The organism is Gemella taiwanensis (assembly GCF_054054385.1).
Window position 1 is genome coordinate 55260 of the sequence record NZ_JBSMTL010000003.1, and the last position, 25330, is coordinate 80589.

Annotated in this window: 26 protein-coding genes and 1 riboswitch; of the genes, 2 read left to right on the forward strand and 24 right to left on the reverse strand. The window is 29.7% G+C overall.

What is annotated here, in order from left to right; genetic code table 11:
- Positions 1 to 3: 3 nt before the first annotated feature.
- From ACWOA3_RS03710 to ACWOA3_RS03785, 16 genes are all read right to left on the reverse strand, one after another.
- Complete coding sequence (locus tag ACWOA3_RS03710) at positions 4 to 273, reverse strand: hypothetical protein (RefSeq protein WP_442566535.1); 270 nt, start codon at positions 271 to 273, stop codon at positions 4 to 6.
- 10 nt (positions 274 to 283) lie between these two features.
- Entirely contained in the window at positions 284 to 1156 is an 873-nt protein-coding gene (locus tag ACWOA3_RS03715) for a 2-oxoacid:ferredoxin oxidoreductase subunit beta (RefSeq protein ID WP_003147040.1), read from the reverse strand.
- A 1-nt stretch (position 1157) separates the two neighbouring features.
- Entirely contained in the window at positions 1158 to 2900 is a 1743-nt protein-coding gene (locus ACWOA3_RS03720; RefSeq protein ID WP_456884179.1) for a 2-oxoacid:acceptor oxidoreductase subunit alpha, read from the reverse strand.
- A 277-nt stretch (positions 2901 to 3177) separates the two neighbouring features.
- A complete protein-coding gene (locus tag ACWOA3_RS03725) occupies positions 3178 to 4992 on the reverse strand; it encodes an ABC transporter substrate-binding protein (RefSeq protein WP_442566537.1) in 1815 nt (604 codons plus the stop codon).
- 473 nt (positions 4993 to 5465) lie between these two features.
- Positions 5466 to 7604: a cell surface ecto-5'-nucleotidase Nt5e gene (gene nt5e, locus ACWOA3_RS03730; RefSeq protein ID WP_456884182.1), complete on the reverse strand. Its 2139-nt coding sequence runs from the start codon at positions 7602 to 7604 to the stop codon at positions 5466 to 5468.
- A gap of 196 nt (positions 7605 to 7800) precedes the next feature.
- On the reverse strand, positions 7801 to 8574 hold the full coding sequence (locus ACWOA3_RS03735; RefSeq protein ID WP_003147114.1) for an SDR family NAD(P)-dependent oxidoreductase: 774 nt from the start codon (positions 8572 to 8574) through the stop codon (positions 7801 to 7803).
- Positions 8575 to 8588: 14 nt separating this feature from the next.
- Entirely contained in the window at positions 8589 to 9023 is a 435-nt protein-coding gene (locus ACWOA3_RS03740; RefSeq protein WP_003147115.1) for a CopY/TcrY family copper transport repressor, read from the reverse strand.
- Positions 9024 to 9129: 106 nt separating this feature from the next.
- Positions 9130 to 9765: a GyrI-like domain-containing protein gene (locus ACWOA3_RS03745; protein ID WP_003147116.1), complete on the reverse strand. Its 636-nt coding sequence runs from the start codon at positions 9763 to 9765 to the stop codon at positions 9130 to 9132.
- A 1-nt stretch (position 9766) separates the two neighbouring features.
- On the reverse strand, positions 9767 to 10486 hold the full coding sequence (locus ACWOA3_RS03750; protein ID WP_172497893.1) for a class I SAM-dependent DNA methyltransferase: 720 nt from the start codon (positions 10484 to 10486) through the stop codon (positions 9767 to 9769).
- A 1-nt stretch (position 10487) separates the two neighbouring features.
- Entirely contained in the window at positions 10488 to 10826 is a 339-nt protein-coding gene (gene rsfS / locus ACWOA3_RS03755; RefSeq protein ID WP_003147119.1) for a ribosome silencing factor, read from the reverse strand.
- Positions 10827 to 10845: 19 nt separating this feature from the next.
- Positions 10846 to 11715, reverse strand: a complete 870-nt coding sequence (yqeK, locus tag ACWOA3_RS03760; protein ID WP_003147120.1) for a bis(5'-nucleosyl)-tetraphosphatase (symmetrical) YqeK — start codon at positions 11713 to 11715, stop codon at positions 10846 to 10848.
- A complete protein-coding gene (gene nadD, locus ACWOA3_RS03765; protein WP_003147121.1) occupies positions 11690 to 12298 on the reverse strand; it encodes a nicotinate (nicotinamide) nucleotide adenylyltransferase in 609 nt (202 codons plus the stop codon). Before nadD ends, yqeK begins: the two co-directional genes overlap by 26 nt.
- Before the next feature lies 1 nt (position 12299).
- Positions 12300 to 12599 carry a ribosome assembly RNA-binding protein YhbY gene (gene yhbY / locus ACWOA3_RS03770; RefSeq protein WP_003147122.1) on the reverse strand — a complete coding sequence of 100 codons (300 nt, stop codon included), beginning with the start codon at positions 12597 to 12599 and terminating at the stop codon, positions 12300 to 12302.
- A gap of 19 nt (positions 12600 to 12618) precedes the next feature.
- Complete coding sequence (gene yqeH, locus ACWOA3_RS03775) at positions 12619 to 13737, reverse strand: ribosome biogenesis GTPase YqeH (protein WP_003147123.1); 1119 nt, start codon at positions 13735 to 13737, stop codon at positions 12619 to 12621.
- Positions 13730 to 14305, reverse strand: coding sequence for a YqeG family HAD IIIA-type phosphatase (locus ACWOA3_RS03780; RefSeq protein WP_003147124.1), 576 nt, complete (start codon positions 14303 to 14305; stop codon positions 13730 to 13732). Before ACWOA3_RS03780 ends, yqeH begins: the two co-directional genes overlap by 8 nt.
- Before the next feature lie 17 nt (positions 14306 to 14322).
- Positions 14323 to 15099: a phosphatidylserine decarboxylase gene (locus tag ACWOA3_RS03785; protein WP_003147125.1), complete on the reverse strand. Its 777-nt coding sequence runs from the start codon at positions 15097 to 15099 to the stop codon at positions 14323 to 14325.
- 396 nt (positions 15100 to 15495) lie between these two features.
- Here ACWOA3_RS03785 and ACWOA3_RS03790 point away from each other — a divergent pair, with 396 nt between their 5' ends.
- Entirely contained in the window at positions 15496 to 16044 is a 549-nt protein-coding gene (locus ACWOA3_RS03790) for an LmrA/YxaF family transcription factor (protein ID WP_442566555.1), read from the forward strand.
- Between the two features lie 54 nt (positions 16045 to 16098).
- Here the strand turns inward: ACWOA3_RS03790 and ACWOA3_RS03795 are convergent, their stop codons facing one another.
- The 6 genes from ACWOA3_RS03795 to ACWOA3_RS03820 form a co-directional block, all read right to left on the reverse strand.
- Positions 16099 to 16458 (reverse strand): truncated hemoglobin, encoded by a 360-nt coding sequence (locus ACWOA3_RS03795; RefSeq protein ID WP_003147127.1) that lies wholly within the window; start codon positions 16456 to 16458, stop codon positions 16099 to 16101.
- A gap of 194 nt (positions 16459 to 16652) precedes the next feature.
- Positions 16653 to 17834 (reverse strand): methionine adenosyltransferase, encoded by a 1182-nt coding sequence (gene metK, locus ACWOA3_RS03800; RefSeq protein ID WP_456884186.1) that lies wholly within the window; start codon positions 17832 to 17834, stop codon positions 16653 to 16655.
- Positions 17835 to 17946: 112 nt separating this feature from the next.
- Positions 17947 to 18049, reverse strand: a riboswitch (SAM riboswitch).
- A 72-nt stretch (positions 18050 to 18121) separates the two neighbouring features.
- Entirely contained in the window at positions 18122 to 18613 is a 492-nt protein-coding gene (locus ACWOA3_RS03805) for a PH domain-containing protein (protein WP_456884187.1), read from the reverse strand.
- Positions 18606 to 20111, reverse strand: a complete 1506-nt coding sequence (locus ACWOA3_RS03810) for a PH domain-containing protein (RefSeq protein WP_456884189.1) — start codon at positions 20109 to 20111, stop codon at positions 18606 to 18608. Before ACWOA3_RS03810 ends, ACWOA3_RS03805 begins: the two co-directional genes overlap by 8 nt.
- Positions 20104 to 20601, reverse strand: a complete 498-nt coding sequence (locus ACWOA3_RS03815) for a hypothetical protein (RefSeq protein WP_456884190.1) — start codon at positions 20599 to 20601, stop codon at positions 20104 to 20106. The genes ACWOA3_RS03810 and ACWOA3_RS03815 overlap by 8 nt, the downstream gene beginning before the upstream one ends.
- A 44-nt stretch (positions 20602 to 20645) precedes the next feature.
- The gene (locus ACWOA3_RS03820; protein ID WP_003147132.1) at positions 20646 to 21275 is read right to left on the reverse strand and encodes an MBL fold metallo-hydrolase; all 630 of its coding nucleotides are present in this window, start codon (positions 21273 to 21275) and stop codon (positions 20646 to 20648) included.
- A gap of 399 nt (positions 21276 to 21674) precedes the next feature.
- Between ACWOA3_RS03820 and ACWOA3_RS03825 the strand changes: the two genes are divergently transcribed.
- A complete protein-coding gene (locus tag ACWOA3_RS03825) occupies positions 21675 to 22823 on the forward strand; it encodes an MFS transporter (RefSeq protein WP_456884192.1) in 1149 nt (382 codons plus the stop codon).
- Positions 22824 to 22883: 60 nt separating this feature from the next.
- Here the strand turns inward: ACWOA3_RS03825 and srtB are convergent, their stop codons facing one another.
- Both srtB and ACWOA3_RS03835 read right to left on the reverse strand, forming a co-directional pair.
- Positions 22884 to 23729 carry a class B sortase, LPKTxAVK-specific gene (gene srtB, locus ACWOA3_RS03830; RefSeq protein ID WP_003147135.1) on the reverse strand — a complete coding sequence of 282 codons (846 nt, stop codon included), beginning with the start codon at positions 23727 to 23729 and terminating at the stop codon, positions 22884 to 22886.
- Between the two features lie 208 nt (positions 23730 to 23937).
- The gene (locus ACWOA3_RS03835) at positions 23938 to 25089 is read right to left on the reverse strand and encodes a pyruvate kinase (protein WP_003147136.1); all 1152 of its coding nucleotides are present in this window, start codon (positions 25087 to 25089) and stop codon (positions 23938 to 23940) included.
- Between the last annotated feature and the right edge of the window lie 241 nt (positions 25090 to 25330).

Here is a 25330-nt window from a genome sequence, read left to right on the forward strand (position 1 = left end):
TTCTTATACCTCTTTTATGTACTCTATTATTTCCGTTTCTTTATCATATCGAACTTCGTACTTGATATTGTCGTTATCAAAATAAAACATTAAGTATGGATTTTCTTTTAGATTCAATGTATAACTATCAATCACATCATAACCTAATGCGATTAGTTTATTTCTACATCTATCTATATGATCGTTGTCTAACTCTTGTTCCTCTGTTTTTTGATATATACGATATCCAGCATAAGCTGCTGCTAATGGAAGTAGTATTTTTCTAAATTTCATATTTTACCTCTTATCTGAATTCATCACATAACGAGTTAAATAATTCCTCACTAAATTCTAAATTCTGATGAGCAATTGGTTCATCTCGTTTATAATTACGTAAAGTATCTTCATAATGAGGTTTTTTATCATTTTTATAAATTACCCCTGTTACAAGGTCATTGTACTCTTCTAATACTCTATACGCTTCTAATTTATTAGTATTGTCATAACCTTCGATATCAGAAAGTTTAGTTAAGTTTTCCTTATACCAAGCTGGTGTATTTTTATAGTTATAAGTTTTACATGGACTAAATACGTTAACTAGTGAGAAACCATCATGGTTAACAGCTTCTTCGAAAATCTGCATCATCTCTTTCATATCACCAGTAAATGCTTGTGCTAAAAACGTTACTTCACAAGATAAGGCAATTTTCATCGCTGATAAAGGTTTTTCCATTACTCCTTCTAAAGTTGTAGTCGTTACTAAACCTTCATCAGACTTAGGAGACATTTGACCTTTAGTTAAGGCATAAAGTTGGTTATCCATTACTACGTAAGTCATATTAACATTACGTTTCATAGCATGAACTGCATGACCAATACCGATAGCATATCCGTCACCATCTCCACCCATTGCAAAAACTGTTAAATCTTGGTTCGCTAATTTAATACCTTGTGCAATTGGTAATGAACGTCCGTGTAGTCCTTGTACACCATACGCTTTTGTGTATCCACTAATTTTACCAGAACATCCAATCCCCGCAGAAATTACAACATTCTCTGGTTTAATCCCTAGGTTAACTACAGCTCTATTTATACCCGCAAGTACCGAGAAGTCTCCACAACCGGCACACCAATCGGGCTTAACATCATTTTTATAATCTTTTAATGTTACTTTCAAACTATTTCTCCTCCTCTAGTAATTGTTCAACAAGTTGATGAGTATAGTAAATATCTCCATCATATTTTAGTAAACTACTAATTTTATCTGAATTATGATATTTACTAGCAATTACTGTACGCAATTGTTTATTGTGGTTATGTTCAACAATATATATTTTTCTATATTTATCAAATGTATCACGAACAGCTTGAGCAACTGGATAAATTTGACGAATATGCATTGTATCAATTTTCAATCCTTGTTCTTTTAGTTGTTTAGCAGCTTTATTTAATACTCCATAAGTTGAGTTAACACCCACTAATAGAATATCTTTTTCATCATTGTATTCATTTAATACAAATGGTCTTTCTACTAATGCTGATTCAATCTTGTTAGCACGTTTTTCTTTTTGACGTTTTGTATTACGTTTCACCTCTGAAGGCAGTCCAACTACTGAGTGTTCATAACTGTTCGCATTATGAATCCCACCTTTTTGACCAGGGATAGTTCTATTTGAAACTAATACATCCGTTGCATAACGTTTGAAGTAGATAATATCTTCTTCTGTAATTTCTTCTTGTTTTAATAAGTTACCACGATCGATTTGAACTTTACTAAAGTCAAAGTTAGGCACTGTTTCTTTATTCATTCCTAATTGTAAATCCATTAAAACAATAACTGGTGTTTGATATTTTTCCGCCATGTTGAATGCATCTATCATAGTGTAGAAACAATCTTCTACAGATGTTGGAGCTAGTACGATACGAGAAGCATCTCCAGTTCCACCGTAGACAGCGTGGAAAATATCAGATTGTTCTGTTTTTGTTGGAAGCCCTGAAGAAGGCCCCCCTCTTTGAACATCTACAATAACAACTGGTTGTTCTGCCATAGCAGCCATACCTAAGAACTCAGTCATAAGTGAAATACCTGGTCCAGATGTAGCTGTCATAGCACGTACTCCTGCGAAGTTAGCTCCAATAGCAACACCTAAGGCTGCAATTTCATCTTCAGTTTGAATATATGCTCCATTTACTAATGGAAGCTTTTCAAATAAATATTCCATAATTTCTGTTGCTGGTGTAATAGGATATCCTGCATACATTCTACAACCTGCTGCTAAAGCTCCAAGACCAGCAGCATGGTTACCGATTAACCACATATTTTTGTGAGTTGGATTTAATTTTTTAAGATAATATTTATCTTTAATACCATTTTCATCCATGAACTCAGTCATGATTTCACGACCTTTATCAAAGGCTTGAATATTAATATTTACGATTTCTTCACCTTTACTAGCAAATTTTGAATCAATCATATCATAGAATAATTTTGAATCAATATCTAATAATGCTGAACAAATTCCTAACGTAATTATGTTTTTGATAATCGGATTAGCAATTTCTTTAGCTAATTCTGTAATTGGAAATACCGCAACTAAACCTTTAATTTCTTCTGATATTTCAGGTTTAATTTTAGCATCCGCAATAATAATACTATTTTCATCTAATTCTGGAATATAGTTATCCAGTGTAGCTTGGTCGAAAGCTATAAGAATATCTGTCTTATAGTCAATTACATTTATTTTTTCTTCTGAAATACAAATTTTACTGTTACTGTGACCACCTTTAATTCTACTCGCAAAGTCTCTTGTAGAATACATGTGGTATCCAAGTGTATTTACTACTGTAGAGAAAATTTCGGCTGTACTTTCAATACCTTCACCTTGTTCTCCACCAATTTTCCATCCTAATTTATTAATCATATAATCTCCTTTAATCTCTTTCATTAGAAATTTACTCGTTGATTTCTCAATACTTTATTCTATCATATTTAAGAAAATTTTTCCATATAATAATATCTATTATCACTATGAAAAAACTAATAAAAATATTATTATTTCATTATTTTTCAATATTAATAATTTACAATTAACATTTTTAAAATTTGTATAATATTTAGGAACAAATAAATCTTTTAATGTTTATTGTTTTTGAATAAATATTAATTTATTTGTTCCCAATCTATTTATATATTTATTTTTAGTTTTTTATTCCTTTATCTGAAGTTAATTCAAGTTCATAGAATTGTTGATCAAAAGTATTATATTTTTTAAGATCTATATTTTTAACTCTTTTATTAACCCAAACTATATCTGTACTCCAGCTTAGCGGTAACCATGGAGTAGCTTCAGCAAAATCATTATCAAATTTATTAAAGGCTTCTTTTATTTTGTTGTCATCAAATGAATCTTTCGAATCAATTGTATCTAAGTCTTTTGCTAGAGTATCATCAATATATCTTGGTAAGTTTAATTTTGATGTTCCTCCAGCTATATAGTTAGGGTTTGGATTATTAAAGAATCCCCAAGCTCCTTGGAAGATATCTATAGAGGGATCATCACCTTGCACCCTTGTTGACCAATCTTTAGGTGACAATAATTTACCATCTACTAACTTAACATCAAGTCCTACTTCTTTCCAAGATTTTATAAAGTTATCTGCTAACGCTTGATCTATTTCACTACCAGTATTTCTTGCAGCATAATTGAATACTAATTTCTCGCCATTTTTGTTTTCACGTAATCCATCTCCATCAGTATCTTTATATCCCGCTTCATCTAGTAATTTTTTAGCTTTTTCTACATCTTTTTTGAATTTTTTACCGTTAGGATTAACTGCTAATTCGATTCTAGGTGGGAAGAAACCTGAACCAGTTGGAGTATATCTTAACCCTTTAAACAATTTATCATTAATTTGATCCCAATCAACAGCATACCCAAAAGCTTGTCTTAGTTTAACATCACCTAATTTTCCACTTGTATCAGTTACGACTTTTCCTTCTTTTTTATCAAATTTTCCTAATTTAAATCCTACGTAAGATACATAAAGATCCGTTTGACCTAAGACATCTCCATTTTTAGAATCTTTTATACCTTCCCAAATATTTGGACTAAGAGAGCGGATATAGTCTACGTCTCCATTTTTAATAACAGATGCAGCTTGAGAAGGTGATACAGCTTTAAATTCAATTTCTTTTACTTTGACTTTATCTTTATTAAAGAAATGAGGATTCTGTTTAGCTAGAACACTTTCTCCATTGATTTGTTTATCTAAGTAGTAAGGTCCATATGATAATGGTTTTGTATTAAGATTTGCTCCAGAGAATTTTGTGAAATCTTTAGAAGCTTCTTCTACTTGACCTTTATTTAGAAATACAGTTAAAAATCCATTTCCCCAAAGTAACGATGGTCTCACATCTGTATATTTAATTACTACAGTTTTATCATCTTTTTTAACTATACCTTTTATTGACGAGGCTTTCCCTTCATGATATTCTTTCATTCCTTCAATCACTTCATAATCAGAAGAATATCTGATATTTTCCACATATTTAGGATTCCCCATTAGATTATATGTAGCAATGATATCATCAGCTGTAACATCTTCTCCATTATTCCACTTTAGATCTTTCCTCAACGTAATTGTTGCTTCTTTTTTCTCTTTATCTAAATGAAATTTTGCAGGAGCATTATCATCATCTTGTTTTAATCTGTAATCTTTATCTAATGCAAAAGTATACAACATCGTGTCTCTCATAATATAATAATCCGTTGCTTGTAAAAAGAATATCGGATTAAACATTCCTGTAAGGGGATCTGCCGATAATATTCCTACTTTTAAATGACTATCTGAAACTGAATTTCCATCATTTTGAACTAAAGTTTTAAATTCAACCGATGGTTTTGTAATATCCCCTGTTTTCTTACTTTGATTAGTAGCACAACCTGCTAATAATAATGTCAAAGCTAAACTTGAACTTACAACTTTTGTTATTTTTTTATTATTTTTTTTCATAAATATACCTCACTTTTCTTACACAAAGAAAAAAGTCCTTGTAGAAGTTATTCACTTCTACAAGGACGTATCTATTGACGTGTTACCACCTTGATTTATAGTATTCTCACAAATACTAACTTATAAAGTACCAAAACAAAATCTAGATTTTATTTTTATACCCTTAGCTATATCGGGCTATTCCGTAGTAGTTTAACTATTCAACTACTAACACGAAAAGACCATCTTCATAGTATCATCTTTGATCTCCTTTCACCTACCGAGACTCTCTAAGCAAACATCAACTACTACTCTTCTTTTCAAAGTGTAATTTTTTATTGTGTTTTAAGTATATCAAGTTAAGAAACCCTTGTCAATATTTTTTTATCATTCAATTTTAGCAATTACTAAAGAACATTATAATAAAACTTTAAAAATTAAAGAGTACAGAAAATATCCATACTCTTTAATTTTTTTATAATTTAATTACTTAATTATTCAGAAAGTTTACGTCTAACGGCAGCTCCAACTAGGGCAATTAAGCTTAATCCTAATGCAGTTGTGCTAGTTGTGTTCATACCAGTGTTAGGTAGTTTATTTTCTTTACTATTTTCTACAACTTGGTTGTTAGCTGCACTAGTTGGTAATTTAACATTAGTTGCTTTAGATTCTGATTTAGCTTCTTCATCTTTGTTTTCAACATTTTCAACTTTACGTTGTTCATTATTACCGTTTTGTTCTACTTTCCCTGAAGTTACTCCTTCTTCTTTAGTTGATTGTTCTCCTTGATTAGCTCCTGAACCTACATTTCCAGTATATGAATTATCTTCTTTAGGTTGTTCTGCTTTTTCCTCTTCAAATTTGTAAGTTTTTGAATCTACAGAAATTGTACGTGAATTTGGATTTACTACAGCATACTTAGTTAAATCTGCTTTTTCTAAATAATTTTTGAACGCTTCATCCATAGATGGACCTTCTTCACGTGCTCCACCTAGCATAGTATATCCATCTCCACCTGCTGCTAAGAAATCATTTGTAGTTAAGTAGTAAGTTTTAGCTAAATCTAATTTATCATAGGCACCTGTATCATGATTTTTAACTTCTACGCGTAATACACGTTTACCTGAAGGTAAGTTTGTATCATAGTATACTTTAGCTCCTGATACATGTAAGAAACCTCCACTTGGTTCTAATAACGGTTGTCCATTTTCATCTAAAACAGTTTTACCAGCTTTGTCAACTTGTAAAATAGATCCTAAAGATTTTTCGAACATAGCTAATACGTCTTTACCTGTAACACTAATTTGAGAAATTGTATTACCGAATGGAAGAACTGCAATTACGCTACCTTTTGTAATAGGTTTGTCTTTAGCAATAGTTTCACGTAAACCACCACCATTTGTTACTGCGATATCCGCTTTATTTTTAAATCCTGTTTGACCATACTCATAAAGTGAATCAGCTACTACGTTCCCTAGGTTAGTTTCACGAACACGAACATTTTCACGAGTACCACTTAATTCAACTGGACTATTTTTCACTACCACAACAGCATTTTCTGCATCGTATTTAGCTTTAATTTTATCAACTAACGCTTTAACTTCAGCATTTGGAGTCACATTAGTAGTTTCTGAAGCTTTAATTAAACTTGGAGTTCCTAATAAACTATTTGGTTTTAATGTAACTTTACCAATGTTGTTTAAGTAACTTCCTGTTTGGTTATAAGTAACATTGTCTCCATATGTTTTCGATTCAACAGTATGAGAGTGTCCATCGATTACTACTACACGTTTTCCTTTAAGTAAAGGACTTTTTGATAGTTCATCAGCAAGAGTAGAACCTCTCCATTCGTTTGGAGTTGTTGTATCTACTCCAAGGTGAGCTAAAACAACATACGTTTTATAATCATCACCAGTAGCTTTTGCTTTTGCTTGAATTTCTTTAACAACATTTAAAACTTCTGGAATAGGATCTTTGAACGTTACACCTTGTACATTTTTAGGGTGTGTTTTTGTGGCAGTTTCTGGTGTTGTTACCCCAATAACAACAACTTCATCACCTTTAACTGTTTTGTCTTTATCAACAATTGTTGAAGCTTCGAATAAACGTGCTCCATTTACGTATGTATTCGAGCTTAACAGTGGAAATTTTAAGATTTGTTTATACTTCTTAGCTTCATCTAACCCAAAGTCAAATTCATGGTTCCCTACAGCCATAGCATCGTAATTCATTTTGTTTAAAATTTCCGCACGAGCTTCTCCTTTAGTTGAGTTAGAGATAGGTAAACCTTGGAAAGCATCCCCTGCATCTAAAACTACTGTTGTTTGATCTTTTTTAGCACGCTCATTTTCAATTACTGTAGCTAATTTTGCATCCCCAACAACTGATGTAGTTTTGTCACGACCTTTTTCTTCTACGATACGCCCGTGAACATCATTAGTATGAACTAATACTAAATCTTTCTCTGATGCTGTTGCAGAAGCAGAAGCTGGTGCTGTTGGCTGTGTCTGCGTAGTTGTTGCTGACGACGAAGTATTTCCTTGCGTCTCATCTGCGAATGCTACTCCCCCTGAAGTTGCAATTGCTAATCCTACTATTGTAGCTGACGCTAATGTGTAATTTTTTTTCTTCATAATAACTTTTTTTCTCGCTTTCATATTTGTAATTTATAATTTACATAATATCATAAATGTACGAGTTTTTCAATACTAAAATCTGTATGAAATAATGATAACGATTAAAAAACGGATTTTTTTAAAATAAAAACTTTAGAATAAAATTAAAAATCAAGATTAGATTCTTCTAACCTTGATTTTTATTTATTCTTTGTTATTTAAACATATTTGCTAAAATTCGATCACTTAACCTTGGGAATAATTGACTAATTTTAACACCAACAACTAATTTAAACGGTAAATTTACCTCGCGTTTTTTTGTTTCAATTCCTTTTATTATCTTTGTTACAACAAGTTTAGGTGTTAATGTTTTACCACCCATAGCTTTTTGATAACTCTTATCTTCATCAGCTATATTAAAGAAATTTGTAGCTACAGGCCCTGGGTTTACTGTCATAACGTGAACATTATCTTTTTTAAGTTCTAAACGTAAAGAATTGAAGTATCCAATTAATGCAAATTTAGTTGCTGAATATACAGAACTTTTTGGCGTTGCAATTTTACCTGCTAATGAAGCAATAGTAACTATTGTTCCAGATTTTCTTTCTCTCATTCTCTTAGCTATTTCTGTAGTCAATTGAATAGTTCCAATTACATTTGTATCAAACATATTAACTACCTCAGCATCACTAAATTCGCTAAAGTCTTTCATAATACCATATCCTGCACCATTAATAAGAATATCGATATCTGTAATAGAAGAAAGTAACTGTTCTACTTGATCCTGCGAACCAATATCAACGCTATAAACTCTAGTTTTTACATTGTCAAAGGCGCTACACTTTTTAGCAACTTTTTCTAATGCTTCTTTTCTACGGGCAACTAATATCAACTCCACGTTTCCTTTTTGTGCGAATTGATGAGCTAATTCTCGACCTAAACCACTTGAAGCTCCTGTGATTAGTATTTTTTGTTTACCAGTTTCCATTTTACATCCCTCTTTTAACCATGTTTTGCAGCACAACTACATTGTCCTTTTAGACATTTACAGGTAATAACTTCAGCTGCAGTTTTTCTCTTTTCTTGTAATAATTCAATAATTTCATCAATATTACTTTTACTCAAATTATCTTTCTCAATTATATTCTTAACAATTATATGTGTTCTTCTTTCACAAATTCTTTCTAAAAAATTCTGTGTTAATATCTCTAAACACTCATCTTCTACACATTTTGCTGAATATAAAAATTTGTTACCTTGTTTTCTTGTTTCTAAAAAACCTTTTTCTACTAACCTTGAAAGTAAAGTTTTAATAGTTGAAGGAGTCCAAGACTTTTCTTCACCTAGAGTATCTATTACAAATTTACTTGTAGTTTCTTTATTGCTCCAGACTACTCGCATTACTTCCCATTCAGCTTCTGAAATATTAATATCCATTTCCATTCATCCTTTTTTTCTCAGTTACATCTGTAACTATAATACTATGTTAAACATATAATGTCAATTCATAAAAAACTTGATTTTAGCAATGCTAAAATCAAGTTTAAGATTTTTTCTTAATTGGATGTCTTATTACTGTTTTAAGTTTCTCCGGTACTGTTTTTCTCACATCTGAAATATAAATTTCATGATGATATCTAGTCTCATTTATATCTAACTCATAACCTTCAGAAATCATATATTCATGCATCTTAGCAACAGTTTCTGGCTCTGAATCATATGGGCCTATATGCATGCATTGCACACATTGTCCTTCATCATAAGTGAAATATTCAACCGATGAAAAATCTTCTTTTTTCTTTTCTGTCACCTGCTTAATCGCCCAATCAAATACTTCTTTTGTAACGAAATCTGGGATTCTTATTAATGAAATAAATTTGAAATTTTGTTTATTAGCATAATCAACACCTTCTATTCCATCTTGCCACCAAAAACCTTCTAATGGCGGTACCACAAAGTCAAAGTAATCAGGAATTTTATACTCTCCCTTTTTACTCATCTTTATCGCGTAAGCTACAGGATATAATAAACTTATTGATTTTTTATATTCACTATTTTCATCATTAGGATCACCACATCCCCTAACAGCTATATAATTAGCCTTATCTACATTTACAATACTTGGTTTAGTTTTAGGTGCATATAAATGCTTAAGAGTTTTTTTGAAATCTACTGCCATTTTATTTTTCCAAAATAAAGATTATTCGATCTGATTCAGAGTAATTTTTATTATTCTTATCAAAATCACAGAAATAATCTTTCACTTTAAATCCAATATTTTGAATTTCTCCAAGGACATCATTTATTTCATAAGTTCTTTGTAAATGGAACTGTTCAAGTTTTCTATATAATCCATTATTCTCTTTTATAAAAAATGACAGTTCACTTTCCACCTCTAACGAATTTTCTGTTTCATATGTGAACCATAGATAACTAATTTCTTCATCTTCATACCCAAAAACTTGTTTTTCTAGCATATCTACAACTTTTTTAGGAGTATGAATATCAAAAATAAATTTTCCGCCTTCTTTTAAAGATGAATAAACCTCTTTTAATCCTTGCTTAAATTCCTCAAAATCTGATAAATAATTAAATACATCGAATGCACTTAAAACAAAATCAAATTCTATATTTAACGATAAGATTTCTAATAGATCCATCGCAAAATAATTACAACCTGGAACTTTTTCACTCGCTATCGCTAACATTTGTTCACTATTATCTACTGCAAACACTTCTCCATATTTTTTCAGTGTTGGTAGCATCGTTCCACTACCGCAACCTAAATCAAGAACTAGAAGATTTCTTCTATCTTCTAATTCTTGATTAATAATATTTCTATAAGCATCGTAGTTGACATCCATTAGTTTATCATAAACAATACTTAAATTTTCATACATATTAAACACCTTTTATAGGGTATTTTTCAAATAATGAATCTAATTCATAGTATTCTCTATCATCACGTGTCATAATGTTAACTACAACATCACCTAAGTCCATAAGAACCCATTTAGCTTCTCTTAAACCTTCTGTGCTGTGAATTTCTCCACCATTTTCTAATACTTGTTCTCTAACTTCTTGTGCAATTGCTTCTACTTGTCTATTTGAAGGTGCATGACAGATTACAGAATAATCATATAATACTCCTGCTTGTGTTAAATCATAAGCAACGATATCATATCCGTGCTTATCGTCACATGCATCTACAACAATTTTTAATAAGTTTTCTACTTCCATTTTCATCCTCTTTCTTTATTTATTTCTTTATAATATGGAACATTACTACGTATAGTACGTCATCTTCTGGATATCTTTTCGCAAGTTTTTCGATTAACTCATCCAAAGTAACTCCGTAATATTTAGCGTAACGCTCTGTTAATGTTTCTCTAGTTACAGGTTTAACTAAATCAACTTCTAATGTAGCAAACACTGTATCTGGATCTTCATAAGTTGTAGCTTCTAATAAATCACCTTTCTTGAAATGAGCTTCACTCTTATTTCTGATAGTGATTGTTTTTTCATCTGTTAAGATTTTGTCTTTATTTTTTTCTTTAAATCCAACACGATAATTTTTAATATTATAGTAGTTATAACATTCTAATAATGAAGGATAAATTCTTTCATCATTGTCAATTAAGTAAACTAATGTATATTTTGCCGCAAGTCTAACCGCTTCATCAAGATCATATTGAGATACTTCTGTCACTTCAGCTAAATGCGGGTGTTTTCTTTGTGGATCAATATAGTCAGCGATAAAGATTATTTTTTCTAGTAGCGTCATGTGCTTTCTACCGAAAGTATGGTTTGCAACAGCAAGCTTAACCTCTTCATCAGCAACACCAAATTCTTCTTCGATATATGCACTTGCTACTGGTCCATGAAGAACCTCTACAGGATAATCTAATAAATTAACATCTAAATTATGTAAAATTACATATTTTTTCATTAATACTTCATCCATAGGTTTACAAACATCATGAACTAAAGCTGCTAATGCTGCTCTTTCCAAACTTGCCCCATAAATTTCTGCTAAATGTTTCGCCACTTCCACAACTCTTAAAGTGTGTTCGTATCTTTTTTCTGGTAATATTTCTTTTACTCTATTTTGAATTTCTTGATATTCCATATAAACTCAACTCCTCTATATATGACCTACATTCATCAGTGATCATATATTTAATACTTTTCTTATTTTTTAAATTATCTCTAATTAAACTAGAACTTATCTCTATTATTGGAGTCCTCATTATCTCATAACTTATAGATTTATAAAATACATCTCCATTTACTACCTCATACAAATCCTCTTCGTCTCGTGCTACAAAAATAAATGTTACAAGTTTAGATAGTTCTTCTATATTATACCATCTTTTTAAATCTTTCGCTCTATCTGTTCCAATAATAAAATAGATTTTTTCATTTTTATATAGTTCACTAAAATACTTAACGGTATTATAACTATAACTTATCCCTTCATTTGAGATTTCATAATCACTAACTTCAAATTTTAAATTATCTCTTACACTCAGCTTAGTCATCTCAAATCTATTCTTATCACTAGCCTCCAATTTTCGGCCTTTTAAGGGTGTAATATATGATGGTATAAAGATAATTTTTTCTAAATTATAAGTTTCTAGTGCATTTTCAGCTGTAATTAAATGTCCAATATGTATTGGATCAAAACTACCTCCATAAAGTGCAATTGACATCTTACTTCACCAACTCTATTTTTCTATACTTTTCCTTAGAGCTTTGTTTGTATAATACAATTGTGTGTCCAATAACTTGAACTAATTCAGATGAAGTACGTTCAGATAAAATTTTCGCTACCTCATCTTTATCTTCTTCACAGTTTTGTAAAATACTAACTTTTAGTAATTCACGTTTTTCTAACGCATCTCTGATTCCTTGAATCATATCACTATTCACACCTGATTTTCCAACTTGGAAAATCGGTGATAAATGATGTGCTAATGCTCTTAATTGTCTTTTTTGTTTTCCTTTTAACATCTTATCCTCTTTTCTTATACTATATTATTGATTCACGTACAAACACTTCAATTTCTTCTGGAACATGAATATCAATCTTACATCCACTATCGCTATTAACCGTTATCCAACCTAATCCAGAAATTACAATATCCATTTTTCTACTATCAATAGTGAAACTTTTCTTAACTTGATTATTGAATATTGAAATATTATCTTCAAATGGTGGTTTCAATAACGTTCCTAAATGTTTTTCAAATAATGCATCTGCATTACTAAGTTTTGTACGATGAATTTCTACTAAATTAGACGCATATAAAGTGAAACTTTGACGCTCACCTTCTACAAAGTCCATTCTAGCCATACCACCAAAGAATAAACTTTGCTCAGCATTCAATTGAAATACGCGAGCTTTAATCTCCTTTTTAGGCATTACTAATTTTAAACTTTGTGCATCTAGATAATGAGCAATATCGTAATCTAATATGATACCCGGCGTATCATAAATACTAGTAGCTCTGTCTAAAGGTATCTCGATCATTCCAAGTGTTGTTCCAGGGAAGTGAGATGTTGTAATAACATTTTTATCCCCAGTTGTAAGTTCAATAAGTTTGTTAATAAATGTAGACTTACCAACATTTGTCGCACCTACAATATATACATCCTTACCATTACGAAGCTCATCTATACGACTAGCAGCTTCTTCTACACCTTGATTTTTTATTGCACTAATTAATAGAATATCTTTTACTTTAATTCCTTTCGCCTTAAGCATCTTAAACAACCATTGTTTCACCTTATTTTGTTTAACTGATTTCGGTAGTAAATCTAGTTTATTAGCTACTAAGACAATATCTTTATTATTTCCTACGATATCTACTACATCTTCAATCCAACTTCCAGAAAAATCAAAGATATCTACAACTTTTACTATTAATGCATCTTTTTTCGATAATGTTTTGATAAGTTGATAAAAATCTTCAGCACCTAGTTGAACATCAGATACCTCATTATAATTTTTCAATCTGAAACATCTTTTACAAACAAGATTACCATCAATACTTTTTTCTACAACACTTTTTGGTAAGTAGCCTTGTTTATTTTGATCCTCACTTTGAATTTCAACACCACAACCTATACAATAAACTTTATTACTCAATATGGCCTCCACTATTTTCTTTCTTGTGTTTTAATCTATATCCTACTTTTTTCATTTTAGGAAATGCTTTTCTTCTAGTTAGATTATGTATTATTAATGCTTCAAAAAATCTATTAATTCTAGTTTTAAAAGCATCTGTCTTTGAAATTGGTTTAACTAATACACTCATGGCTCCAAAACTTTTCGCTCCTAAAACATCAGTTAAAACTTGATCTCCTAAAATAATTGCTTCTTCTGGCTTTCTATTTAATTTTTTTAGTGCTCTTTTAAAACCGATAGTTAAAGGCTTCTTTGCACCCGCAACATATTGAAGATTTAATTTTTTACAAAATTCTTCAACACGCTCTTCTGTATTATTAGATACAACAATAATATCAAAACCAGCTTTCTTCATCTTCTTTAGCCATTTATTCAATTCTTTAGTATCTTTCTTACTATCCCATGATATTAAAGTATTATCTAAATCTGAAATAATTACTTTTTTGTTGTGCATATTCATATACTCAACATCAATAAACTCATACTTTTCTACAAAATCATCTGGTGAAAAATATCTTTTTAGTACCATTTTTTCTACACAATAGCCTATAAAATAGTTGCTATTTTCTCTCCCATCTTGATTTCTTTATTCTCTAAGTTTTCTTCTAAGATTATGTTATCTTTTTCAAACAGTAATACAACTGTTGAACCAAACTCGAAATAACCCAACTCTTCTCCTTTTTTCACATAGATACTCTCATATGTAGGAATAATTGAGTTAACATTTTGAGCCCCTACAGGTATTAGTGTATAATTGATTTTTCCACTTAATTTATACACTTGTCTGTAGTTATAACTTAGTATATTATCTCCTAATTCTAACCCAAGATTATTAACTGGATATGAATATTTACCAAGACTATAAGCATCCTTTACTTGGCAATTCATAGGAAAGTGAATACGGTGATAATTCTTAGGACTAAGATATATTATCATGTATGTACCATCTTTATATTTATCCGCTAACTCACTATCTCCTACCAATGTTTGAACGTTGTAAACTTGATTTTTCACAACAAATGTTCTTTCTTCAGAAATAACACCTACTTCAGAAATCACTCCATCAGTTGGACTTACAAGTGAATTCTCATCTAGATTGATTGGTCGAGCATCTGGGCGTAACTTTCTAATAAAAAATTCATTTAAATTTTTAAAATCATCAATTTCATCTAAAATTTCATCAGTATTAATATCATATACCTTAGCAAATGGTTGTATCATTAATCGACTTAGATTAGATTTTGTTAATTTTTTCAGAGCTTTAGAGCTCATATTTCCATTAGTTAATTCAACACAAAGTTGAAACATTTTCTTCTTTAACATACCCGTCTCCTTATTGAATATCATTCTATATTTTACTATAAAAGTCGGTTAAATACAAATATTGCAAAGAAAAAAGCTAATAATATATCAAAATTATCTATTAAAATTTATTTTTTTAAATAATAATTATTATTACATTATATTCTTATATTTCCATAATTTTAGAATTATAGACTATTTTGAATGTTACACGTTAACACTGCCTATAATTCAGTATCTGTATATTCAGGTTAAGTAGAAAATTTTTATTATATATTGTTGATTTTAATAACATAAAATTGTATAATGGAATTATAATAATAAAACAAGGGAGTGAATGACATGACGTTAAACAATAAAGTTAAAGAAAACATTATTTTAACAACTGTCCAAAACGTTTGAACTAAGGGCTATTCTCTGACAAGTGTTCAGGATATAATTAAAAAAGCTAAAGCCCCTAAGGGAAGCGTATACTACTATTTTCCAAAAGGAAAAGATGAAATTTATCTAGAAGCATTAGATAAAATCAACAGTAATGTAAAAAAAGAATTTAAAACAATTTCTCCAAAATTAGGGACTTTAGAGGAGTATTTAACAGCTGTTTTTGATCTTTTTATATCAAAAGGGAAAGCTTGTAAACGTAGTGGTTTTTCACTTACATTATTGGCGATGGAGACTGCAGAACTTTCTCCAATAATCGCTGAAAAATGCAGTGATATTCTTGAAAATTGGCGTTTACTACTTGCTGATGGTTTATTCGATAGAAATCTACCAGAAGATGTTTGTAACCCTGTTAGCGAATGGTTATTCACTAGTATCCAAGGTGCATTAACTGCTAATAGAATTCACAAAGATGAAGCATTCCTGTTCAATATAAAATCATCAATAAAATTTGTTTCTACCTCTTCTCCTGAAACACTTAGAGAAATATTCTCTAAATCAGATGAAGACGAAGTTGTCGCATAACGAAAAACCTTCTTTATTGAATTAAATTATCGATAAAGAAGGTTCTTTAATTTATTAAATTGTATTAATCATCTGCATTGTTAATGAATTAATTTTTTGACTCACAAATTTCTTTATTGCAGGATCTATGTCTAATCTATCTAAAGCTAATTCAAAATCCTCCAACCAATATTTTGCTTCTTTTATTGAAATTGGTAATTTCATATGTTTTTTTCTTAAATCTGGAGTAGCGAATACAGAATGCCCTGGCTCCCCTAAAAACAACCTAAAGAATTTCTTTTGTTCCACTTTTATTTTCTCAAACCCATCATTAAACAAAATATTTATTCTATCATCATTAGGGATAATATCATCATACATATGTATAACTAACTCATCAATTTTTTCTTCTCCTATTTTTTCATATAGGTTCATAATTACCTCCACAATTTGTACATATTTTTTTCACTTTTTGTCCTTATTTATATTAAACTACATATAGTATTATTTTGCAATTAAAATGCTATCAAACATCAATTTATTATTGAGATTTTTTTAATTTAGCAAATTTTATTGTCAAAAATACAAAACGTAGAATAGGATATTACCCACTCTACGTCTCAATACTACTATTTTAATAATTTTTTGAATGCATCCACTTTGTCAGTTCTTTCCCAAGTGAATTCTACATCTTCACGTCCAAAGTGACCATATGCAGCTGTTTTCTTAAAGATTGGTTTTCTTAAGTCTAAAGTTTCGATGATTCCGTTTGGTGTTAAACGGAATTCTTCTTTAATAGTTTTAACGATATCCCCTTCGTCAACTTTTGAAGTTCCGAATGTTTCAACAAAGATTGATACTGGGTGAGCCACTCCAATTGCGTAAGCTAATTGAACTTCAGCTTTATCACAGATTCCACTAGCTACGATATTCTTGGCAATATATCTAGCCATATATGCTCCTGATCTATCTACTTTAGTCGCATCTTTACCACTGAATGCTCCACCACCGTGACGTGAGAATCCACCGTATGTATCAACAATAATTTTACGTCCTGTAAGTCCAGCATCTCCTACTGGTCCACCGATTACGAATCTTCCTGTTGGATTGATGAAGTATTTAGTATTTTCATCTAATAAATCTTTATCTAAACACGGCTCAATTACGTATTTTTTAATATCAGCGTGGATTTGCTCTTGACTTACATCTGCATCGTGTTGTGTAGAAACTACAATTGTATCAATTCTATTTACTTTATGATTCATATCATATTCGATTGTAACTTGAACTTTTCCATCTGGCCCTAAGTAAGTTAGCGTTCCATTTTTTCTGACTTCTGCTAATTGTTTCGAAAGTTTTTGACTTAGGTAAATTGGTAGTGGCATATATGTTGGTGTTTCATTAGTCGCAAATCCAAACATAAGACCTTGGTCACCCGCACCTACTTCATTTTCTTCTTTTTGTTGTTTTGTTTCTAATGAATTATCAACTCCAAGTGCGATGTCTGGAGATTGTTTATCTAAACCAACAAGAACTGAAATATGATCTCCTGAATATCCTTTATTAGGATCAGTGTATCCAATTTCATTAATTGTATCACGTACGATTTGTTGGAAGTCAACATTTGCTGTTGTTGAAACTTCTCCTACTAGCACAGCTAATCCTGTGTTTACACAAGTTTCACAAGCTACACGTCCGTATGGATCTTGTTCTAAAATCGCATCTAAAATCGCATCTGACACTTGGTCTGCAATTTTATCTGGGTGTCCTTCTGTTACTGATTCTGATGTAAATAAATATGTTTTGCTCATTTTTTTCTCCTAAAATATTTTTTGTCTGATATTAATACAAATCTTTCTAAGTCCTTAATATCTTTTAACTAAAAATAAAAGACCTTATCTTATAGACAAGGTCTTTATGTATACCTCATCGTTCAAAGTAACCTTTGCTAAGGAAAGCACCTTAATCAATTGATTAGGTTGCCGGAGTTCATCGGGCCTTATCCCTCACTCACTCTTGATAAGTATTTATATTTCTTTTATCAGCATATTCGATTTTAATATACTTTCTGTCATTTGTCAAATGATAAAGTATAAAATTAATATTCAATATTATACTTACTTCTCTCCTTAAGAATTTTTTTCTTTAACTTCTCCGCTTCTTCAATTGGAAGATAATCAATCGATAATTTGCTATATATTCCCGTTACCTGTATATTGGCTAATTTAAACTTATTTAAAATTGGACCTGTATGAATAGTAACATCTTGAATGATATTAAATGGTAAAATTTTTTTACTCTTGAAAAACACTCCTTCAACTTCCGACACACCCATTTCGTCTACTTCATAAGAATAATGTTTAATTACTAATGGTGGGATAATTAAAGCCACTATAGCATATATTGTTATTATCGCTAATATACCTAGACCTAGAAATGTATAATTTATTTTAGTTTTAAAATAATCATATACACTTTTACCAATAACTGGTGATAAGAGAAGTAGAGCATATATTCCAAAATGTATTCTCACATATTGTATGGCTCTTTGTGGTAAATTACTCGATTTTTTTTCAAATATTCTATTCATAATCTACCTCCGAAATTATAAAATCTCTTTCTAATTTTTCTTTATATCCTTTATCATAGTATTTCAACTTAATATCTGAGTTTACTCCAATAGAATTTATCGATAGATGAGCAAGATTTCTTTTATTCATAAAATAGTTTGTTCTACAATTAATAGTTCCTACTTTTTTCACCTTAATGAATTCTGTTATTATTGTTAATTGTCTCATAAATGTATTCTTGAAATAATATCTATCATAAGAAAGTTCATTATATTTCAACATATAGTTTTTTACTAAAACACTATATGAAACTAAGACAATATAGAATGCAAGCGAACTTAAAACTTTATACTCTAACTTCAAATCTATATTAGCAAAGTATAAAATCACAAATACTATTATCGGTAAAAAACTACAATTAAACAAACTCCAACGATACAATGCAATTCTAGCTTTTCGTTGTATTTTTTCACTTTCTAAATTATCATAATGTTCTAAATCAATACTTAGATTATTTTTCACAAAATTCTGAACAAAATCTCTTTTTACCAAAGGTAAGACATCTATCGTAGATTTTTGCTCACTTAAATCTTCCGATACGTTATTAGTCAAAGTCTCAACAGATAACTTCGCTAGTCCAAAAAGGCGATAACGTAACGGATATATCAATTTTACACTCTGAATTCTATCAATATCAATAACTAGTGATTTTTTATTTAACAATCCATATTTACATAATAAATTATGTTCTTTAGTAGTAAGGATAAAGTTATAGTATTTTACAATTGTATGAATAACTGATGCGATTACGACTAAAATCATAAAAATTCCAATTATTATAAATATGGCTGTTATGTTCCCTGCGACTGACTTAGCATTTTTTTGAAGAAGTTCATCAAAATAAGCTTCATTATCGAAGATATATTTGAAAACATCTCGAATCTTACCATTTAATGCTAATATTAACCCTAAAGCTGCAAAGAACCTAACCCTAAGCAGTCCATAAAATGCAAGGCCTTTCACGGATAATCTTAATATTTCTCTTTGAGACTCTTGCACTTTTTCTTCTTGATCTATAGCTATATCCTCATCTTGACCTTGTTTTAATTCTCTTAGTATATCAATTAAATTTAATGCAACTTCCTTCTTCAGAGGTTTTATCCTAATCTTACCTCCAACAAGATTTATATCTACAGAAAGTAGGTTAAATGCCTGGTACAATACGTTAGAACTCATATCTATCGACTGGATATTTTCAAGATTTATATTTTTTGCTTCTTTATTTATTATTCCTTTTGTATAAATTAATGCCCCATCGCGGACTTCATAACTTTTTAAAAAATAATCAAATATACCTATTACTATTAATAAAAGGAATCCCGACAAAACTAGTAAATAATATTTCCAATTTTGTTCTTTTAATGCTAACACCATAAAAATACCAAACAATCTAAATCCTGTAATTACAGTATCCATAATAACCATAGGGTGTACTCGACTTTTTTTAATATTATTCATCTTTATACCTCCTATAGTTAAGATTATTTTCTAGTATTACTAACAATTGCTTTTCTAATTGTTCTACATCCTTTCTAGAAACATAGAATCCTAATTTTTCAGAACCAGTGTTTATACTAACTTTATAAATATTGAATTTTTTCGACAATATATTTTGTTTAATTGTGTAATCTAGTATATTCCTAAGTGGTGCTACTTTCTCCAACTTAAAAAATGTATACACCGATGTTGAAGACAATTTAAAATGTTCATCTGTAATTTCAAAAAATGTATTATACTCATATTTATCTCTTAACATTACAACTATTACATGATTTAAAAATACTAACCCTAATATTATCCATAGGATAATATATACATCTATACCAAAAACTTCTTCAAAACCAGTAAATTTAAAAATTGCTGAAGTCACAACAACACACGTTAAACTTATCGCCCAAATATTAAAGAATATATAATCAACATACAATCTTCCTATATATTTCCTCATAAAATCCCTCCCTATTTTAAAAATTAACAATATAATTTTTAAAATTAGAAACCTATAAGATTTAGATCTCTTTCTCTTTCAATTGTAGTCTCATCACCATGTCCAGGATATACTATTTTAGCTCCATCTAGTTTGAATAATACATTTCCTAATGAATTTTTTAAAGCATCATAATCTGAGCCGTATAAATCATAACGACCAAAACCGCTTCTAAATAATGCATCTCCTACAACTATAAATTTTCCAAAGTCAAATGATACTCCACCTGGTGAATGACCTGGTGTTGGTAACACAGTGAAACTTAAACCAGCAATTTCGTATTTTTTATTTTCTTCAAACTCAAATTCCGCTGGATCAGTCATAGGTGGTCTTCTTAAACGGAACAATGTTGAACCGTTAAAGTCAGGGTTTTGTAACCAATCACGTTCATGTTCTGAAATATAAACAGGCACTCCATAATGTTTTCTACATTCATCTAATGACATAATATGGTCGAAATGAGCATGAGTTAGTAATATTGCTTCGATTTTTACATTTAATTCTTCTACCGCTTTTTGTATTCTCTCAAATCCTTCTCCTGGATCTACAATAACTCCTCGTCCATCTTTATAAACTATATAGCAATTTTCATCTACCATATCCATTACTATTCTTTTAATTTCTGCTTTTGCCATTTTCTCAAAACCTTTCCATAATTATTGTTATCTTTATTTTATCCTATTATTATGTTATTAACAAGTCTTAATTAGTAGTTTTTTTACTTTACTTATATAACCCATCTTCACTTGACCAAAGTTAATATTTTTCTTATACTTGAATAGTATGGTTTTCATAAGAAACTTGGGAGTGACTCAAAAATCATGATTTCGGAGAAATCGATTTTGTCGAGTCACCCCAACACAGTTTATTAGATATCTAAAAAGCTTATATAAAGCGATTTTAGATATCAATAAACCACTGCGTCTATGAGTTCTCATATGAACCTTGTTAAATTTTAGAACTTTTTAGTGCTTTTGGGGCAACCCCTTACAAAATAAGTTAGAATTGATTATCTAATAAAAGGAGATACAAAAATGAAATTAAATTCATTCGCTAAGTTTTCATTACTTAGTATTTCTATATTATTAATGTCACATCTTGCTATTTCTCCAGTAATTCCAAACCTATATAATTTTTATCATACTAATAACCCAAATATAGGTCTGGCTTCTATTGAGAGTTTAGCAACAATACCAGCTATGATGATTACGATTTTCGTTCTTCTTAGCAACGGTGTTATTAAATTAATCGGAAAGAAAAATACAGTTCTACTTGGACTGCTTCTTATCTTCATATTTGGTATAGTTCCAGCCTTTACAACTAACTTCAAAGTTGTTTTAATCAGTAGATTACTTCTTGGTGCTGGTATCGGATTATTCAACTCACTTTCAATCAGTATGATTAGTGATTTCTTTGATGAAGAACACCGTGGTACTATGATCGGATTAAGAACTGCATTTTTAAATATAGGTAAAGCTCTAACTACTTTTATTTCAGGATACTTACTAATCTACGGTATTCAATATACATTTTTAGTTTACGCTTTAGCACTTCCTATATTTATAATTTTCCTATTATTTGTACCGAATTCTGAAAATGTCAATAATAAAAAAGTTAGCATTAAGTTTCATAAAGAAACTATCGTTCTAACTCTTTTAACATTTTTAGTAGGAATCTCATACATGGGAGCAACTATTAAAATACCTACACTACTAGCAGAAAAATATCATTACCAACCAGATGTTGCTAGAAATCTACTTACAATCTTAGCTTTAAGTGGTATACTTTCTGGAGTCATCTTTGGTATTCTTGTTAAGAGATTCAAAAATCTAACTTTACCAATAATGTTAAGTTTCATGACAATTGGAAGTATATTATTTGCTTTAACAAACAATATTATTATCTTCTACATCGCAGCTATTTTTATTGGAATAAGCTTCGTAGGAACTATGTCATTCAACTTCTTCTACATTTCAAATAAGTTAGATAATAAATTTATCAACTTTGCAACAAGTGTAATTTTAGTTGGTGGAAATATTGGTGTTATCCTTACTCCTGTAGTGCTGACAAAAATACCGGAAGCCCTACACTTAGAAAAATATACAACACCATTCTTCATTACTACTGCTCTAATGCTAATTTCTACATTAGTTAGTTATGCAGTATTAAGAAACAAGAAATAAAATCTAAAACTTAAAAGGAGAACCTCTTTGATACTAATATCTCAGATGTTCTCCTTTTTATTAACTATTAAGTAGCTCTTTATTTTTCTCTAAAAATTCTTTTAATTCATTATCTGGTACTTGTCTTGCTAATACTAGTGTACGTAATGCAACATCATCTAATCTACAAGTACAAAAGACAGTCATATTATCCTCTCCAGAAATCTTGCTATTTTCTAGCCAATTCTTAGCTCCTTCTTTAAACAGCTTGATAAATTCTCCTTTTTTATCTGAAGTAGTTGGAATTTGATATAAATTTGTAAATTCATTTACAACTTTCACACCAGTTACTTCATAATAATACTTTCTTTCAGAAGTTTCCATAACAATAACTCTATGGCTATCAAAATAATCTTTTTTTCCAAACCAATTCATATTGTTAAATACTCTAGTATCTAAAGTAATTTTCTTTTCCTCGATTCCAGCTCTTGCATGCCCAAAAACCCATTTCACATCACTCTTAGTTAGATCTGGTTGATTCTCATAGTCCATGAAAACTGCTCCTATATATGGGGCAGGTTTATTATCTAAACCATATTCCAAATATTTAGAATTATTTGTTGTTTGTAACATCGGTTCTTTTAAGGAATCTTTTCCATCACCTGGTACATACATATAACCGATGACCTCTTTATTGATTGCCTTTAACTCATTAAATTTCTTTTCTAAGTATTCTTTCTCCGCTTTATCTACAACATATTTTTCTTCTTGTTTTTTAGTTTCTTTTTTATTTATTTGAACTTGAGACTCAGTAGAACTTGTACTTGAATTAAAATATGAGTAAGCTCCATACGAACCACCAATTAAAATAACAACTAGTAGTAGATATTTCAATATATTTCTTAATATTGATTTACTATTTTTCATAAAGTCTTTCCTTTCTAAAAATTATCTCTTTGTGTCTAAATTATAAATTAGATTATATCATATTTACATAAATTTCTTCAAAAGATTGTATTACTAGTTTGAAAATTAATTTTTATCCAGAATCATTCTTTTAGAATTCAAAAAAAGAGTGATTAAAAATCATTTGATATTTTAAATCACTCTTATTATGGTTTATTTTATTATTATTTTAAACTTGTCTAATATTTACAAAGTCAGTAGGTGGAACATTGTCTTTTCCTAAATCTGGTTGTCCAGCTGTAATTAGAATTAAATCTCCTTCTTTTGCTAAACCAGACTCTTTAGAAAAATTCGGTGCACAATTTAGCATTTCTTCCATTGATAGTGTTTTTTCTTCTATAAATGTAGTAACACCTCGTGTTAATGCTAATTTTCTAGCTTTTTGTTTAGTTGGTACTACTGCTAATATTGGAACTTTTGGTCGGTATCTTGCGATAAATTTCGCAGTACTTCCTGACTTCGTATAAGTTACGATATTATTTACATCAACAGAATCAAGAAGATATTTAGTTGATAATGAGATTGCATGCGCAATATTCATTTTATGATGTTTATATTCTTCCGAATCATCATCTTTTACTATATCTTGATTTTCGATGTAGGTAATAATTCTATCAACTGTCTCTAATGCTTCTTTTGGATAATTCCCTATTGCTGTTTCTTCGATTAGCATTATTGCATCAACACCATCTATAATTGCATTAGCTACATCAGATACTTCTGCACGTGTCGGTCTTGGATTATAGATCATTGAATGAAGCATCTGCGTTGTTAAGATTACTTCTTTTGTCGAATCATTAGCTTTTCTAATAATTTCTTTTTGGATACTAGGTAAATTTTGGTAAGGTAATTCCATACCTAGCTCATCCCTATTAATCATTATTGAATCTGCAAATTGAATAATCTCATCGATATTTTCATATGCTTCTTTACAATCTATTTTTACAATTAATCCAATATCTTTCTTCTCATTAGCTTGAAGTATACTTTTTACTTTTCTAATTTCATCCAAATTACTAACAAATGGGCAGGCAACAAAATCAACATCATTTTGACAAGCAAAATGAACATTGTTCTCTTCAATTTTTATAAGTTTATATTTACTTTCTGCATATATATGATCTAAATCATAAATAATTGCAGTATTTTTATTTAATTTTTCTCTTAATTCTTTAATTTTATTAATTCTAAAATCACACTCTTCTGCGCATCCATAATAATTATCGATTAAGATAGCATCTGCCCCATTTTCTATAATATATTCTAATAATTCTTCTGTACTGTTTCCTAAAGTTGCGATAATTTTTGCCTTTCTAGTCATAATATACCTACCTTATCTTTAAAACGTTTTCTTTTAAAAATATTATAACACATCAAATTATTATTTTCTAGATAATTTTTTAAAATTATAATCCTTGATTATTATAATTTCCTTAAACATTTTTTATTAACAATTTTAATCTATACTCTACTGACATTCTTAAAACACTTATTTTAACAAGTTTTAGAGTTGTATTTGAATATTATAATATCAATAATTATTCAAAATATAAAAATAAAAA

Excerpts from the sequence above, each read along its gene's own strand:
- ACWOA3_RS03710 (WP_442566535.1), bottom strand. The coding sequence starts at position 273 with ATGAAATTTAGAAAAATACTACTTCCATTAGCAGCAGCTTATGCTGGA.
- ACWOA3_RS03720 (WP_456884179.1), bottom strand. The coding sequence starts at position 2,900 with ATGATTAATAAATTAGGATGGAAAATTGGTGGAGAACAAGGTGAAGGT.
- ACWOA3_RS03725 (WP_442566537.1), bottom strand. The coding sequence starts at position 4,992 with ATGAAAAAAAATAATAAAAAAATAACAAAAGTTGTAAGTTCAAGTTTA.
- nt5e (WP_456884182.1), bottom strand. The coding sequence starts at position 7,604 with ATGAAGAAAAAAAATTACACATTAGCGTCAGCTACAATAGTAGGATTA.
- ACWOA3_RS03735 (WP_003147114.1), bottom strand. The coding sequence starts at position 8,574 with ATGGAAACTGGTAAACAAAAAATACTAATCACAGGAGCTTCAAGTGGT.
- ACWOA3_RS03740 (WP_003147115.1), bottom strand. The coding sequence starts at position 9,023 with ATGGATATTAATATTTCAGAAGCTGAATGGGAAGTAATGCGAGTAGTC.
- ACWOA3_RS03745 (WP_003147116.1), bottom strand. The coding sequence starts at position 9,765 with ATGGCAGTAGATTTCAAAAAAACTCTTAAGCATTTATATGCACCTAAA.
- ACWOA3_RS03750 (WP_172497893.1), bottom strand. The coding sequence starts at position 10,486 with ATGTATGAAAATTTAAGTATTGTTTATGATAAACTAATGGATGTCAAC.
- rsfS (WP_003147119.1), bottom strand. The coding sequence starts at position 10,826 with ATGGAAGTAGAAAACTTATTAAAAATTGTTGTAGATGCATGTGACGAT.
- yqeK (WP_003147120.1), bottom strand. The coding sequence starts at position 11,715 with ATGGAATATCAAGAAATTCAAAATAGAGTAAAAGAAATATTACCAGAA.
- nadD (WP_003147121.1), bottom strand. The coding sequence starts at position 12,298 with ATGTCAATTGCACTTTATGGAGGTAGTTTTGATCCAATACATATTGGA.
- yhbY (WP_003147122.1), bottom strand. The coding sequence starts at position 12,599 with ATGTTAAAAGGAAAACAAAAAAGACAATTAAGAGCATTAGCACATCAT.
- ACWOA3_RS03780 (WP_003147124.1), bottom strand. The coding sequence starts at position 14,305 with ATGGTACTAAAAAGATATTTTTCACCAGATGATTTTGTAGAAAAGTAT.
- ACWOA3_RS03785 (WP_003147125.1), bottom strand. The coding sequence starts at position 15,099 with ATGTTAAAGAAGAAAATGTTTCAACTTTGTGTTGAATTAACTAATGGA.
- ACWOA3_RS03795 (WP_003147127.1), bottom strand. The coding sequence starts at position 16,458 with ATGAACCTATATGAAAAAATAGGAGAAGAAAAAATTGATGAGTTAGTT.
- metK (WP_456884186.1), bottom strand. The coding sequence starts at position 17,834 with ATGAGCAAAACATATTTATTTACATCAGAATCAGTAACAGAAGGACAC.
- ACWOA3_RS03805 (WP_456884187.1), bottom strand. The coding sequence starts at position 18,613 with ATGAATAGAATATTTGAAAAAAAATCGAGTAATTTACCACAAAGAGCC.
- ACWOA3_RS03810 (WP_456884189.1), bottom strand. The coding sequence starts at position 20,111 with ATGAATAATATTAAAAAAAGTCGAGTACACCCTATGGTTATTATGGAT.
- ACWOA3_RS03815 (WP_456884190.1), bottom strand. The coding sequence starts at position 20,601 with ATGAGGAAATATATAGGAAGATTGTATGTTGATTATATATTCTTTAAT.
- ACWOA3_RS03820 (WP_003147132.1), bottom strand. The coding sequence starts at position 21,275 with ATGGCAAAAGCAGAAATTAAAAGAATAGTAATGGATATGGTAGATGAA.
- ACWOA3_RS03825 (WP_456884192.1), top strand. The coding sequence starts at position 21,675 with ATGAAATTAAATTCATTCGCTAAGTTTTCATTACTTAGTATTTCTATA.
- srtB (WP_003147135.1), bottom strand. The coding sequence starts at position 23,729 with ATGAAAAATAGTAAATCAATATTAAGAAATATATTGAAATATCTACTA.
- ACWOA3_RS03835 (WP_003147136.1), bottom strand. The coding sequence starts at position 25,089 with ATGACTAGAAAGGCAAAAATTATCGCAACTTTAGGAAACAGTACAGAA.